9 protein-coding genes are annotated in these 14,612 nt (G+C 71.4%); 6 read left to right on the top strand and 3 right to left on the bottom strand.

The features are described from left to right. Positions 1–521: 521 nt before the first annotated feature. Positions 522–3,707: a hypothetical protein gene (locus IE124_RS05705; RefSeq protein ID WP_229832170.1), complete on the top strand. Its 3,186-nt coding sequence runs from the start codon at positions 522–524 to the stop codon at positions 3,705–3,707. Between the two features lie 81 nt (positions 3,708–3,788). Here IE124_RS05705 and IE124_RS05700 read toward each other — a convergent pair whose 3' ends face one another. Both IE124_RS05700 and IE124_RS05695 read right to left on the bottom strand, forming a co-directional pair. Next, positions 3,789–6,371: an MFS transporter gene (locus IE124_RS05700; protein WP_370468733.1), complete on the bottom strand. Its 2,583-nt coding sequence runs from the start codon at positions 6,369–6,371 to the stop codon at positions 3,789–3,791. Between the two features lie 200 nt (positions 6,372–6,571). Continuing rightward, on the bottom strand, positions 6,572–7,015 hold the full coding sequence (locus IE124_RS05695; protein WP_055640569.1) for an SRPBCC family protein: 444 nt from the start codon (positions 7,013–7,015) through the stop codon (positions 6,572–6,574). Between the two features lie 158 nt (positions 7,016–7,173). Between IE124_RS05695 and IE124_RS05690 the strand changes: the two genes are divergently transcribed. The 3 genes from IE124_RS05690 to IE124_RS05680 all read left to right on the top strand — a co-directional run bounded on the left by IE124_RS05690 (position 7,174) and on the right by IE124_RS05680 (position 10,519). Continuing rightward, positions 7,174–8,208 (top strand): Rv2578c family radical SAM protein, encoded by a 1,035-nt coding sequence (locus IE124_RS05690; RefSeq protein WP_189505405.1) that lies wholly within the window; start codon positions 7,174–7,176, stop codon positions 8,206–8,208. 116 nt (positions 8,209–8,324) lie between these two features. Next, positions 8,325–9,992 carry an alpha/beta fold hydrolase gene (locus tag IE124_RS05685; RefSeq protein WP_229832168.1) on the top strand — a complete coding sequence of 556 codons (1,668 nt, stop codon included), beginning with the start codon at positions 8,325–8,327 and terminating at the stop codon, positions 9,990–9,992. 80 nt (positions 9,993–10,072) lie between these two features. Beyond that, on the top strand, positions 10,073–10,519 hold the full coding sequence (locus IE124_RS05680; protein ID WP_189505403.1) for a RidA family protein: 447 nt from the start codon (positions 10,073–10,075) through the stop codon (positions 10,517–10,519). A gap of 66 nt (positions 10,520–10,585) precedes the next feature. Here the strand turns inward: IE124_RS05680 and IE124_RS05675 are convergent, their stop codons facing one another. Then, entirely contained in the window at positions 10,586–11,188 is a 603-nt protein-coding gene (locus IE124_RS05675; RefSeq protein WP_189505401.1) for a HEAT repeat domain-containing protein, read from the bottom strand. Positions 11,189–11,494: 306 nt separating this feature from the next. Between IE124_RS05675 and IE124_RS05670 the strand changes: the two genes are divergently transcribed. Together IE124_RS05670 and IE124_RS05665 are read left to right on the top strand one after the other, a co-directional pair. After that, complete coding sequence (locus IE124_RS05670; RefSeq protein WP_189505399.1) at positions 11,495–13,276, top strand: 3-hydroxyacyl-CoA dehydrogenase family protein; 1,782 nt, start codon at positions 11,495–11,497, stop codon at positions 13,274–13,276. A gap of 115 nt (positions 13,277–13,391) precedes the next feature. Next, positions 13,392–14,210 (top strand): TetR family transcriptional regulator, encoded by an 819-nt coding sequence (locus tag IE124_RS05665; RefSeq protein ID WP_189505397.1) that lies wholly within the window; start codon positions 13,392–13,394, stop codon positions 14,208–14,210. Positions 14,211–14,612 lie beyond the last annotated feature (402 nt).

Below are 14,612 nucleotides of genomic sequence, written 5' to 3'. Positions count from 1 at the left end.
TAGGCGATTCCGCCCCACCCATGACAGTGGTTCTGAAGCACGCATCACGCGTCGACTCCCACCCAACGAACAAGACAACGGAGGAGGTGCGGAAACACCAAAGAGCACGCACCTGGATCAGGCGCGTGCGTGCGCACTCTGTGTCATGCGCGTTCCGTTTTCAAGATCGGTCAATCGGTCGAAGCGCGTCGACAGTGAGATTCGCCACGGTGCAGTCGCAAACAGAAGCTCACACTGCCGATGTTCGCGATAGATCAGACACCGAGTGCAATTACGACCTAAAACACCACCAGAACGGCTCGAAGCAGGGCTAAATGACTCGCCGTCAAGCCCGTTCCATGAAACTCATAACATCTTCATAAAGTCCTCAGAAATGGACGTCACGTGGCGCACGTGTGATCGTGTGCGCGCCTTGTGCCCCGCGGACGGTCCGTCGGGGCCGTCTGCGCTGTCCGAAAATCCCTCTGGTCCCACGGGAGTAGACCGCCGTGCCCGCGCCGCCTCGTCTTCTCAGCCCGTTCGTGCGCACGCGCACACGGCTGACACTCACCCTCGGCCTCGTACTGGCCGCACTCACCGCCGCGCTCCTGCCCTGGTGGCAGCCGAGCGCGCCTTCGACCGCCAGCTCCCCCACCTCCCCCAAGTCGCCCCGCACGGAAGCCAAGCAGGCGTCGACCGGGCTGAAGGACGAGGCCACCGCGTCGGCCGAGGCCAAGCGCACGGGCAAGAAGGTGCTCGTCGACACGGCGACCACCGCCACCGAGCTGCTCTGGGCCCTGCCGAACGGCCAGCTGCGCACCCAGATCCACGCCCTGCCCCAGCGCGCGAAGAACGCCAAGGGCAAGTGGGCGCCGATCGACAACACCCTGCGCAAGACGGAGGACGCCGGCACCCTGACCGTCCGCCCGGTCAACGCCGCCGTGCCGGTCCGCTTCTCCGGGGGCACCTCCGGCGCGGACCGCGCCGACCGCTCGTACGCCCGGCTGCCGCTCGCCGAGAGCGCGGGCGACGCGTCCGTCCTCGCCGAGGTCGACCTCGGCGGCCACACCATCGCCTACACCTGGCCCGGCGCCCTGCCGGAGCCGGTGCTCGACGGCCCGCGCGCCCTCTACTCCGAGGTGTTCCCCGGCGTCGACCTGCTCCTCGTGGCGCGTGAGGAGGGCGGCTTCGGCCAGCTCCTGATCGTCAAGAACCGCGAGGCCGCGCAGAACAAGAACCTCGCGACCGTCTCGTACGGCCTGCGGTCGAAGACCGCGGTCTTCCGGCAGGACGCGAAGGCCAACCGGATCCAGGTCCTGGACAAGGCGGGCACGGAGGTCGGCACCATCCCGACCCCCTTCGCCTGGGACTCCAGCGGCCGTGACCCCGAGCTCAAGCCGGGCACGCCGCAGCGCACCTCGGTCGCCACTACCGCCGACGTCCTGAAGCTGTCGGGCCTGACGGGCATCGAGCCGGGCGCGCGCTCCGCGCAGCTCCCGGTCGCGCTCGACGGCGACGGCACCGGTGCGGCCACCCTGAACCTGGGCCTGGGCCGGACCGGCCTCCTCGCCCACGAGGACACGAAGTACCCGGTCTTCATCGACCCGCCGCTCAACAGCGGCTGGGCCGCCTGGACGACCGCGTACAAGAAGTACCCGACCTCCAGCTTCTGGAACGGCACGAACTTCTCCTCCGGCACCTCCGACGCCCGCGTGGGCTACGAGAGCGACACCGGCGGTCTCGGCCGCTCCTTCTGGCGGATGAAGTTCTCCAAGACCTACGAGGGCGCGAAGTTCACCCGCGCCACCTTCAAGGTCAAGAACAACCACTCCTGGTCCTGCACCGCGCGGGAGTTCCAGTTCTGGCAGACCGGCTCCATCTCGTCCGGTACGACGTGGAACGCGCAGCCGAGCTGGTCGACGAAGCTGGACTGGCAGTCCTTCGCCCACGGCTGGTCCTCGACCGGCTGCCCGGACGCCTACGAGGCGTTCAACGTGCTGGCGGGCGTCCAGAAGAGCGCGGACGCCGGAGCCGAGACCCTCACCTTCGGCATGCGGGCCACGAGCGAGGGCGACACCCAGACCTGGCGCAAGTTCCTCGCGACCTCCGCCGTGGTGGAGGGCGACTTCAACACACCCCCGTCGCAGCCGACCAACGGCACGTCCTCCCCGGGCGGTACGTGTGTGCCCGGACCGACCAACAGCGCCCTCATCGGCCGGACGACCCTCACGCTGAAGGCCAAGGGCTACGACGCGGACAAGACCATTCCCAAGCTGCGCTTCCGTATCTGGAAGGCCGGCACGACCACCAAGACCGAGTACCTCGCCACCCCGGACTCCACCGGCTACGGCCAGATGGTCATCCAGGCCGACCACGCGCTGCTCAAGGACCTCCAGACCAACACCCTCTTCTCCTGGGACGTACGTGCCGAGGACGCGGCCGGTGCGGTCTCGACGTTCTTCCCGGAAGGCACCGAGTCGTGCCGGATCACCGTGGACCCGACCGCGCCGCCGCAGCCGGACATCAGCAGCACCGTGTTCACCGAGGCCACGCCCGACGGCATGACCTGGGCCAAGGTCAAGTACGGCACTCCCGGTGACTTCACCTTCAGCGCCACCGGTGCGACCAAGTTCAAGTACGCCTTCGAGGGCGAGGCCCTCATCGAGACGCCGCCTCCCACGAACGGCAAGATCACCCTCACCGATGTCCGGCCCCGGCACGCGGGTCCGACCGCCCTGTACGTCTACGCCTACGACGCCAACGGCAACCAGAGCATCAAGGGCGACTACTCCTTCTACCTGCCGCCGCGCGACCGCGCCGACGGTCCGATGGACACCGGCGGCGACGACATCGCCGACCTCCTGGTGCTCTACCCGGACGGCAAGCTGAAGAACTGCGTGGGCGCGCCCGCCAACCCGGCGGTCCTCGACACCGGCGGTGAGCTGTACAGCTGCCTCGCCGCGTCGTACGTCACCAAGGACAAGGCGGTCGACCCGCCGAACCACTGGATCGACGCGGCGGGCACCGCCTCGCTGATCGCGCACTACAACGACACGTACCCGGGCGACGGTTCGACCGACATGTTCGCGGTCACCCCGGACAAGAAGTTCTGGCTCTACCCGGGTGACGGCTACGGCACCTTCAACGTCGACGAGCGGATCGCGATCCGCCTGCCGGCCAACGCCCCCGCGCCGTCCACCTGGACGCAGCTGAAGGCGATCGGCGACATCACCGGCGACAAGCTGCCCGATCTGACCCTGCGGGCCGGGACGCAGTTCTGGGTGCTGTCCGGCTACACCGGCGCCACCTTCCAGACCGCGACGCTGATGGAGGGCACCGCCTGGGCCCGCCGTGACATCGTCAACATCGCGGACATGAACAAGGACGGCACGCCCGACCTGCTGTGGCGCAACCTGGACAACGGCAACATGTACGCCCGCCACGGCAAGCCCGGCACGGGCGGCGCCGGCAGCGTCGACCTGGAGTCGATCAAGGTGGCGGCCAACGCGGTCAGCGGGGACGTCCTCTTCGGCGGGTCGTGGACCGAGACCAACGTCTTGTCCGCGATCGGCATCCCCGATGTCAACAAGGACGGCGTGCCGGACATCTGGGCCCGCTTCGGTGACACCGGCAACATGAAGCTGTACTACCCGTCCACCACCAACACCAACATGCCGGTCAGGACCGTCCTGGGCGTCGACTGGCGGGGCATCCGCGCTCTGGGCTGACCCCGCCCCGGCCGCTGATCCCGAGCCCCGGCCGCCTGCCTCGCAGCAGGCGGCCGGGGCTTCGCGTTCCCCGGCGGCCGCTCAGTCCTGGTGACCGAGCTGGAGGTCGCGCTCGGTGCGACCCCCGCCGGCCATCTGGAGGACGGTGGCGACCGGCGGGTACCCGGCGGCGATGACGGTGTACTCGCCGGAGGACAGGTCCACGAAGCGGAAGGTGCCGTCGGCCCCGGTGGTGAGGGTGTCCATGACGTTTCCGGCGGCGTCGAGGAGGGTGACGCGGGCGTCCTCGACGGGGCGTCCGCCCCCGGCCCGCACGGTGCCGCGCAGCACCGCCCCGCCGGCCAGTTCGATGTCCTGACGGGTCTCGCGGGAGGACTGGACGCTGACCGGGAGCGCGGCGGGCCGGAAGGCGGGCGCGCTGGCGGCGAGCGTGTACTCGCCGGCGACGAGCTCGGTGATGACGTAACCGCCCTCGCGTCCGCTGCGGGTGGAGGCGACGACCTCGCCGCGTACGTCGGTGAGGGTGACGGCGGCGTCCCGGACGGGGGTCCCGTCGGCGGTGACGACGCTGCCCGCGAGCCGCCCGGCGCCCCCGAGGACGACGTCGAGCTCCACGGGCCGGTCGCCGACGGTGACGGAGACCGCCTGGGGCTGGTGTCCGCCGGCCGCCGCGATGAGGACGTACGAGCCCCGGTCGGGCACGCTCAGCGCGTACCGCCCGTCCTCGCCGCTCGCGCCGCGCCCGACCTGACGGCCCTGGATGTCGATGAGGGTGAGTGCGGCCCGGGGCACGCGGCTGCCGTCGTGGTGCTGGACGGTGCCGCAGACCGGGACACCGGAGCGGGCGGGTCCTCCGTGGGAATCGGGGGAAGCCTGGAAGGACCGGGAAGGGGCGGGGGCCGCGTGCCGGGCGTGCGGTACCGCCTGGGTGCCGCCGCCGAGGTCGGTGGTCTCGATGGCCTCGGTGGCGGGGCTGTGGTGGGACACCAGCGGTTTCTCCTTGAGGAAGAAGGCGAGGACGAGGCCGAGCACGAGGACCGGCACGAGGTAGAGGAAGATGCGCGGCATCGCGTCCGCGTACGCCTGGATGTAGGCGTCGCGCAGGGCGGGCGGCAGGGTGTGCACCGTCTGCGGGGTGATGGACTCGGCCGGTGGCAGGGACACCGTGGCTCCCTGCGCGAGGACCCCGGCCAGCCGGTCGCCGAGGGCGTCGTCGAGCCGTGCGGCGAAGACCGTGCCGAAGATCGCGGCGCCGACGCTGCCGCCGATCTGGCGGAAGTAGTTGTGGGCGCTGGTGGCGGTGCCGAGGTCGGCGGGGCGCACGGAGTTCTGCACGGCGAGCACGAGGACCGGCATGACCAGGCCGATGCCGGTGCCGAGGACGGCCTGCCAGAGGCTGTGCTGGAGGCGCGGGGTGTCGGTGTCCATCCGGGAGAGCAGCCACATGCCGAGGACGGAGACGGCACCGCCGAGCACGGGGTAGATCTTGTAGTGGCCGGTGCGGGTGATGAGCCGGCCGGAGACGATCGAGGCGACGACGATCCCGCCCATGAGGGGCAGCATCAGGAGGCCGGATTCGGTGGCGGTGGCGCCCTCGACCATCTGCAGGAAGCTGGGGAGGTAGCTGGCGGCGCCGAAGAGCGCGATGCCGACGACGGCCCCGACGAGGGCGGTGACGGTGAAGACGGAGTCGCGGAAGAGCCGGAGCGGGACGAGGGGTTCGGGCGCGAAGTGCTCGACGACCAGGAACAGCAGGGTCGTTCCGGCGGCGCCACAGGCGAGACCGAGGACGACCCGGGAGTCCCAGGCGTACTCGGTCCCGCCCCAGCTGGTCAGCAGGACCAGGCAGGTGGAGGCGGCGGCGAGGAGCAGCGCGCCGAGGACGTCGAAGCGCGCGCGTGCCGTGGGCCTGGGCAGTTTGAGGACGACGGCGACGACGGCGAGGGTGACGAGCCCGAAGGGCACGTTGAAGTAGAAGCACCAGCGCCAGGAGACGTGGTCGGTGAAGAAGCCGCCGAGCAGGGGTCCGGCGACGGAGGCGAGACCGAAGGCGGCGCCGATCAGGCCCATGTACCGGCCGCGCTCCCGGGCGGGGACGATGTCGGCGATGATCGCCTGGACGCCGATCATCAGGCCTCCGGCGCCGGCTCCCTGGAGGGCGCGGAAGGCGATGAGCTCGTCCATGCTGCGGGACCAGCCGGCCAGGCCGGATCCGATGACGAAGACGACGATGGCGAAGAGGAAGACGCTCTTGCGGCCGAGGAGGTCGCCGAGCTTCCCGTAGATCGGCAGGCCGATGGTGGAGGTCAGCAGATAGGCGGTGATGGCCCAGGACATCCGGTCCAGGCCCTGGAGTTCGCCGACGATCTTCGGCAGGGCGGTGGCCACGATCATCTGCTCGAGCGCGGCGAGGAGCAGCGCGAGCATGAGGCCGCAGAAGACGAGCCGGACGCGGCGGGGGTCGAGGGGTGCGGGTCCGGGGTCGGGTGGCGGCGCGAGGCCGGCGGGCGGGCCGTCCGTGGAGAGCGGATCGTCCTCGGTGAGCGGATCGTCCGCGGCGAGCGGTTCCGCGCCCTTCGCTCCCTCCGCGCCCTCGGCGGCCTTCACGACGGTGATCGCACCCACGTACCTGCTCCCCTCGACACGGCGTCTGCGCCGCGCCATTCTTCGCATTCGGCGCGAAGCGGGAGCAAGTCGGGCGGTACGGGAGGTCAGTGGCGTCCCGGGCGGCGAACGGCCCTGCGCTACGGGGCACTTGAGTCGCTCATCAGCGCGTTTACGAGGAGGCCCGCGCCCCCTCGGTGCGCGGGGGCTCCGGTACGGGGGCGCGGGCGAACCACTCGAATCGGTGAACGCCAGGAGCGTTACTTCTCGACCTCGTCCGCCAGCTTGGCGAGCAGGGCGTCGTAGATCCGGGCCAGGCCCTTGGGGGCGAAGGTCCGCTCGAAGAAGCCTCCGACGCCGCCGGCGCCGTTCCAGACGGAGGTGACGACCGCGCGCGACTTGCCCTCACCGGCGGGGGTGACGGTCCAGGTGGTGACCATGGACGAGTTGCGGTCCTTCTCGACGAGCTGCCCGTCGGTGGGCTCGGTGACCTCCAGGAGGCAGTCGCGGACGCGCTTGCTGGTGGCCTGGAGCTTCCAGTGGACGAGGGTGCCCTCGCCGTCGCCGCCCTCCCGCACCTCGTACTCGCTGAAGTGCTCGGGGAGCACCTTCGCGCGCGTGCCGCTGTAGTCCGCCAGCGCGTCGAACACCGTCTCCGCGTCCGCGGCGATGATCCGTTCCGTCGTGGCTTCGACCTGCGCCATTGACTTCCTCCAGCTTGTGGTTCCTCGGGGGTGTGGGCCAAGCGAACCACGAGGGGTCCGGGGCACGAAATCCGGGTTGCGGTGATCAAGGGAACAGGTGTTCTATTCTGGGTGCGGGGTGGGGTCAGAGGCGAGGCAGAGCAACCGAGGAGGCGTCCGTGCGCTGGGACAATCTGGGCGACGGGCCGTCCGCGCCCGCCGACATCGGCCTGTTCGGTACGGACGCGGTGACCACGCGGACGTTCGACACCCCGGAGTTCCGGGGCATCACCTTCCACGAGGTGCGGGCCCGCTCCGTCCTGAACCGGGTGCCCGGCGCCTCCCGGATGCCGTTCGAATGGACGGTCAATCCGTACCGTGGCTGTACTCACGCCTGTGTGTACTGCTTCGCCCGCAAGACCCACAGCTATCTGGATCTCGACACCGGGCTCGGCTTCGACTCCCAGATCGTCGTCAAGATCAACGCCCCTGAGGTACTGGCCCGCCAGCTCGGCTCCGCCCGCTGGCAGGGCGCCCACGTCGCGATGGGCACCAACGTCGACTGCTACCAGCGGGCGGAGGGCCGCTACCGCCTGATGCCGGGCATCCTCACCGCCCTGCGCGACCGCGCCAACCCCTTCTCGATCCTCACCAAGGGCACCCTGATCCTGCGCGACCTGGAGCTCCTCGCCCAGGCCGCGCGGGTCACCGAGGTCGGCATCTCCGTCTCGGTCGGCTTCACCGACCGGGAGCTGTGGCGGACGATCGAACCCGGCACCCCCTCCCCCGAGCGCCGCCTCGACGTGGTCCGCGCCCTCGGCGAGCGCGGCATCGACTGCGGCGTCCTGATGGCCCCCGTCGTCCCCTTCCTCGGCGACCGGCCCGAGCAGCTGCGCGCGACGGTCCGGGCGATCGCCGAGGCCGGCGCGAGTTCGGTCACCCCCCTCGTCCTGCACCTGCGGCCGGGCGCCCGCGAGTGGTTCATGACGTGGCTGCGGCAGCACCACCCGGGCCTGGTGCGCCGATACGAGCGGATGTACGCGGAGGGGGCCTACGCGCCGACCTGGTACCAGCGGCGGATCACCCGTCAGGTGCACGAGCTGGCGGCCGAGTTCGGCATCGGACCCGCCCACCGGGGCACCTCGCCACGCCGGATCGCGGTTCCGGAGGAACCCTCCCTCGCGGCCGCCCCCGAGCAGCTCACCCTCCTCTGAGCACTCTCCTCCGATGATCGGACCGGTCACCTGACACGCCGTCGGATCCGCCTCCGTTCGGGTCAACTCTCGGCGAAACAGGTCCTCTCCAGGCCGGTTCGGGACACAAACGCCCTATGACCCCACGCGCAGGAATGCTGATCGCCGCTGGAGCGCTGGTCGCCGGGACGGTCACCGTCCTGCCCGCCGCCCCCGCCGACGCCGGTGAACCGGCCCCCCGACCGCTGCCCCGGCTCGCCTGGACCGGCTGCGCCACCCAGGCGTACCCGAAGCTCCAGTGCGCCACCCTGAAGGTGCCCCTCGACCACGACGACCCGGCCGGCCGGCGCATCACGCTCGCGCTGACCCGGGTCCCGCACACCGCGAAGACCTTCCAGGGACCGCTGCTCGTGAACCCCGGCGGGCCCGGCGGCAGCGGGCGCACGATGGCCGGGTACGTGGCGGCCTCACTGCCCCCGAAGGTGGCCGCCGAGTACGACGTGATCGGCTTCGACCCGCGGGGGGTCGGGCGCAGCGAGCCCGCGCTCGACTGCCGGCCGGGCCACTTCGCGCCGGTCCGCGCCGACTCGGTGCCGCTCGGCGCCGACGCGGAGAAGGAGGCGGTCGAGCGGGCCCGGGCCTTCGCCGAGGCCTGCGGCGAGAAGTACGCCGACGTCCTTCCGTACATCGACACCGTGAGCACCGCCCGGGACCTCGACGCGATCCGGGACGCGCTCGGCGCGCCGAAGGTCAACTACCTCGGCTACTCGTACGGCACCTACCTGGGCGCGGTCTACGCGCGGCTGTACCCGGACCGGGTGCGGCGCATGGCGCTCGACTCCGTCGTCAATCCGCACGGGGTCTGGTACGAGGACAACATCGCGCAGGACTACGCCTTCGACACCCGCCACAAGGACTTCATGGCGTGGGTGGCCCGGCAGGACGCGGTCTACAAGCTGGGCACCGATCCGGCCGCGGTCGAGGCCGCCTGGTACCGGATGCGGGACGCGCTGCGCGAGGCCCCGGCCGGCGGGAAGGTCGGACCGGGCGAGCTGGAGGACACCTTCCTGCCCGGCGGGTACTACAACGGCTACTGGCCCCGCCTCGCGGCCGCCTTCTCGTCCTATGTCAACGACGGTGAGACGGCCGGCCTGACGGAGGCGTACGAGAAGTACGGGGAGGCCGACGCCTCCGCCGACAACGGCTACTCGGTCTACACGAGCGTGCAGTGCCGGGACGCGGCCTGGCCCCGCGACTGGAACGTCTGGCGCAAGGACAACTGGGACGTCCACGCGAAGGCGCCGTTCTCGACCTGGAACAACGCCTGGTACAACGCTCCCTGCGCCTTCTGGACCGTCCCGTCCCTGACCCCGCCGGACGTCACCAACGACCAGCTGCCGCCGGTGCTCATCCTCCAGGCGACGGAGGACGCGGCGACGCCGTACGAGGGCGCCGTGGCGCTGCGCCGACTGGTCCGCGGCTCCAGCCTGGTCGTCGAGGAGGGCGGCGGGAACCACGGAGTGACGCTCGGCGGAAACGACTGCCTCGACGACCACCTCGCGGCCTACCTCGCCACCGGCACGGTGCCGCGCGCCAAGGACGGGTCCGAGGTCGACGCGGTGTGCGAGGCACTCCCGGAGCCGGAGCCCGAGCCCCTGGCCCCGGCCGGGAAGAAGACCGGGAAGGAAGCCGGGAAGGACGCGGAGAAGACCGGGAAGGACGCGGCCTCGGGCAGGCGGGTCGGCGCCCTGCGCCCGGAGGCGACCGCGGTCACCCTGCACGGCCTCCTCGGCCACGTCCGCTGACGACCCCCCTGCCCCACTGACGGTGCCCGCGCCCGGGGGGGACACGGGCACTGTCAGTGGCGTGCGCGAGGATGTGGGGCATGAGCAGCCCGCACCTCACCCACGTACCCGCGCCCGACGGACTCGCGCCCAGTCCGCAGTACAGCCACGTCGTCTGGGGGACCGGCCGGTTCGTCGCGATATCCGGGCAGTGCGCGCTGGACGCCTCCGGCGCGGTGGTCGGGGAGGGCGACGCGGTGGCCCAGGCGCACCAGGTGTTCGCCAACCTGGAGCGCTGCCTCTCCGCCGCCGGCGCGGGTTTCGGGGACGTCGTGAAGCTCACCTACTACGTCACGGACGTCGCGCACCTCCCCGCGGTGCGGGACGCCCGGGACGCGTACTTCGCGGGGGCGCCGCTCCCGGCGAGCTCGGCGATGCAGGTGTCGGCGCTGGTCCGGCCGGAACTCCTCGTGGAGATCGAGGCCTTCGCCCTCGTCGCCGAGCAGGCCGCGGGCGACTCCGGCACGGAGCTCCGTCTGGTTCGTTGACGCCAGGATCCCTCGGACGTGTGGGATGCCTCGGACGTATGGGATCCGTCGGACGTGTGGGATGCCTCAGACGTGCGGGCCGATGCGGGTCAGTGAGGCCTCCGCCGCGCGGCCGAGCCGGGGGTGCGGGAGCGCGGCCTCCAGGGCGGGGCGGGCCCGGGGGTCGCCGAGGGTGCCGAGGCCCTCGACGCAGGCGAGTCCGACCCGCCAGTGGGGGTCGTCGGCCGGCAGCCGCCGCTGGAGGACGGTGATCAGTGCCGGTACGGACTCGGGGGCGCGCAGTTGCGCGAGCAGCCTGACCGGCAGGAGGGCGTAGCCGACGCGGAGTTCGTTGGTGGCGAGGGCCGCGGCCGCGCGCGCGGTCCGCGGGTCGCCGAGCCGGACCAGGGCGTGGGCGGCCGTGACACAGCGCTCCGCGTCGCGGTGGTTGAGGAGGAGGACGAGCGCCTCGAAGGCGCGCGGGTCGCCCGCGAGTCCGAGCTTGAAGGCGGCGATCTCGCGGGCCCAGAGCGGCTGTCCGGGCGCGGTGAGGACCTGGTGGAGTTCCTCCGGGTCGTCGGTTCCGGCGAGTTCTCCGAATGCCGCCGGGACTTCTCCGGAGTCATTCTCGATCTCGTCCCGCAATCGATCGATCATCGAGCAGAATTCCGGATCCTCGGAGATTTCCATGAATCCGAGCCTATCCGCGATCCAGATCACATTTTCTCAACTTGCCGGGACTGGCGCGCTCGTTACCGGCCGGTTAGTCTCAGGTGAGCGGGTCACCCCCCGCTCCTCACAACGGCCTGGTGACGCAGCCGTCGTGAATGTTTCGTCGGTTCGGCAGTTCGACGTGGCTCCGGGACAGAGTCCGTCGCCTTTTCTCCTCAGGGCATCCCCCTTACTTCCAGGGCCTCGCCCTCGGTCTTTCCCGCGCCCTTTCACCTCGCGCGCGCACTGCCCTCAGTCGTCACTCTTCCTCCCTGGAGTCCCCTGATGGACACCCCTCTCTCCACCATCGCCGTCGTCGGTCTCGGCACCATGGGCACCGGCATCGCCGACGTCCTCGCCCGGGCCGGCCGCGAGGTCATCGGCATCGACATCGACGACACCGCCGCCGCCCGGGCCGTCGCCGCCCTGGAGGCCTCCACCGCCCGCGCCGTGGCCCGCGAGCGGATCACCGAGGACGAGCGGCAGGACGTCCTGGCCCGCTTCCGCACCTTCTCCGACCTCCAGGCGGCCGCCGAGGCCGACCTCGTGATCGAGGTCGTGCCCGAGTCGTACGAGGCGAAGCAGGAGGTCTTCCGGGCGCTCGACGGGATCGTCCGTCCGGACGCCGTCCTCGCCACCGGCACGAACGCGCTCTCCGTCACCCGGCTCGCCGCCGACTCGGCCCACCCCGAGCGGGTCCTCGGCCTGCACTTCTTCGCCCCCGTGCAGGCGATGAAGCTGGTCGAGGTGGTCTCCTCCGTGCTGACCGACCCGCGGGCCGTCGACGCCGTCACCCGGCTCGCCCAGGACCTCGGCAAGGAGCCGGTGGCGGTCGGCGACCGGGCCGGTTTCATCGCGGACGGGCTGCTCTTCGGCTACCTGAACCAGGCCGCCGCGATGTACGAGGCCAAGTACGCGTCCCGCGAGGACATCGACGCGGCGATGAAGCTGGGCTGCGGCCTGCCCATGGGCCCGCTGGCGCTGCTCGACCTGATCGGCGTCGACACGGCCCGTACGGTCCTGGAGGCCATGTACGCCTCCTCGCACGACCGGCTGCACGCCCCCGCCCCGATCCTCAAGCAGCTCAGCGAGGCGGGCCTGACCGGCCGCAAGGCGGGCCGCGGCTTCTACACGTACGAGGCGCCGGGCTCCGGCGAGGTCGTGCGGGACGCGCTCACCCCGCTGACCTCCGCCGACGCGGGCGCCGCCCGCGAGGTCCGCTCGGTCGGCGTCGCCGGCTCCGGCACCATGGCCTCCGGCATCGCCGAGGTCTTCGCCAAGGCCGGGTACGAGGTCGTCCTCGCCGCCCGCTCGCAGGAGAAGGCGGACACGGCCAAGGCCCGGATCGCCAAGTCCCTGGCCCGCTCCGTCGACAAGGGCCGGATGACCGGCGAGGCCCGTGACACGACGCTGGCCCTGATCACCGCGGCCGGCACCCTGGACGCCTTCGCCGAGGTCGACCTGGCCGTCGAGGCGGTCGCCGAGGACCTGGAGATCAAGCAGGAGCTGTTCGCGCGGCTCGACAAGATCTGCAAGCCCGGCGCGGTGCTCGCCACCACGACCTCCTCGCTGCCGGTCGTGGCCTGCGCCCGGGCCACCTCGCGCCCGCAGGACGTCATCGGGATGCACTTCTTCAACCCGGCGCCCGCGATGAAGCTGGTCGAGATCGTCCGTACGGTCCTGACGGCCGACGACGTCCACGCGACCGTCCGCGAGGTCACCGCGAAGATCCGCAAGCACCCGGTGGACTGCGGCGACCGCGCCGGCTTCATCGTGAACGCGCTGCTCTTCCCGTACCTGAACAACGCGATCAAGATGGTCGAGCAGCACTACGCGACCCTCGACGACATCGACGCCGCGATGAAGCTGGGCGGCGGTTACCCGATGGGCCCGTTCGAGCTGCTCGACGTGGTCGGCCTGGACGTCTCGCTCGCGATCGAGCAGGTCCTGCACCGCGAGTTCCGCGACCCGGGCCTCGCCCCGGCCCCGCTCCTGGAGCACCTGGTGGCGGCCGGCTGCCTCGGCCGCAAGACGGGACGCGGCTTCCGCGAATATGCCCGCCGCTGAGCAGCCCACCGCGGGCTGGGGCGGCCTGATGAGCTCCCCGGGCACCACCGGTGCCCCGGGGGGCTCCCCGCCCCCACCTGGGCACACTCCCACTCCGATGCAGTACGTTCGGACCATGCCCAAGGCCGCGAAGACACCCCGTGCCACGTCCCCGTCCGACGCTCCGGAGAGCGCGGCGGGCACCCGTGCCGCCGCCCAGCGGCTCAAGATGCGCCGGGAACTGGCCACGGCGGCGATGGAGCTCTTCGCCACCAAGGGGTACGAGGCGACGACCGTCGACGAGATCGCGGCCACGGCCGGCGTCGCCCGGCGGACCTTCTTCCGCCACTTCCGCTCCAAGGAAGAGGCGATCTTCCCGGACCACGACGACACGCTGGTGCGGGCGGAGGCGGTGCTGAACGCCGCCCCGCCGCACGAGCACCCGCTCGACACCGTGTGCCGCGGCATCAAGGAAGTCATGAAGATGTACGCGGGCTCCCCCGCGGTCTCCGTGGAGCGCTACCGGCTGACCCGCGAGGTGCCGACCCTGCGGGAGCGCGAGATCGCCTCGGTGGCCCGCTACGAGCGGCTCTTCACCCGTTATCTCCTGGGCCACTTCGACGAGCGCGACCACCACGACGGCAACGACGACCCGCTGCTCGCGGAGGTGGCCGCCTCGGCGGTCGTCACCGCGCACAACCACGTGCTGCGCCGCTGGCTGCGGGCGGGCGGCCAGGGCGATGTGGAGGCCCAGCTGGACCACGCCTTCGCGATCGTCCGGGACACCTTCGGCAGCGGCATAGGCGCGGGCCGGCCGGCCCCGTCCCAGCAGGCCGAGCAGGCGCCGGCCGCCAGGGCCTCCACCACCGGTGACGTGGTCGTCGCCGTGGCCCGCACGGACGCCCCGCTCGACGAGGTCATGCGCACGATCCAGCAGGCCCTCAAGAACCCCTGAGAAGAACCCTGAGGGAGGCTCGCGAGCCCCTCGACCCGCTCCACGGAGCAAGGCCGCCCCCGGTTTCCGGGGGCGGCCTTCTTCGTATCGTCCCAGTTCAGGGCGGATTTCGATCGATCATCGCTCATCCGTGACGGGCGGATTGCATCTGAGTGAAATTGTTGGCACCGAGTGCCTTGTGCGGTGGCACGGCGTGTCATACGTTGATGTTGTCCGGGCGGCCGGCGAGCAGAGAACACCTCGTTCGCCGGCTGTCCCCACAAGCCGACGGCTCGTGCGCCCGGACGCCTGCGTCACAGGCACCCTCGCGCCACCAGCGCCGCGCCACCGCACCACCTGAGCCGAACCGACGGCACACCTCCACAGCAGCAGCACTTCCCGCCGTAACCCCCAGGCGTCCCT

It is taken from the genome of Streptomyces narbonensis, from assembly GCF_014649015.1.
In the GTDB taxonomy this organism is placed as follows: domain Bacteria; phylum Actinomycetota; class Actinomycetes; order Streptomycetales; family Streptomycetaceae; genus Streptomyces; species Streptomyces narbonensis.
Note: the sequence above shows the minus strand (reverse complement) of the source record. Positions and strands in the feature narration are given on the sequence as shown.

Bases quoted from the DNA above. Each gene is read 5' to 3' on its own strand.
- IE124_RS05700 (WP_370468733.1), bottom strand. From the start codon at position 6,371: ATGGCGCGGCGCAGACGCCGTGTCGAGGGGAGCAGGTACGTGGGTGCG.
- IE124_RS05695 (WP_055640569.1), bottom strand. From the start codon at position 7,015: ATGGCGCAGGTCGAAGCCACGACGGAACGGATCATCGCCGCGGACGCG.
- IE124_RS05685 (WP_229832168.1), top strand. From the start codon at position 8,325: ATGACCCCACGCGCAGGAATGCTGATCGCCGCTGGAGCGCTGGTCGCC.
- IE124_RS05680 (WP_189505403.1), top strand. From the start codon at position 10,073: ATGAGCAGCCCGCACCTCACCCACGTACCCGCGCCCGACGGACTCGCG.
- IE124_RS05675 (WP_189505401.1), bottom strand. From the start codon at position 11,188: ATGGAAATCTCCGAGGATCCGGAATTCTGCTCGATGATCGATCGATTG.
- IE124_RS05670 (WP_189505399.1), top strand. From the start codon at position 11,495: ATGGACACCCCTCTCTCCACCATCGCCGTCGTCGGTCTCGGCACCATG.
- IE124_RS05665 (WP_189505397.1), top strand. From the start codon at position 13,392: ATGCCCAAGGCCGCGAAGACACCCCGTGCCACGTCCCCGTCCGACGCT.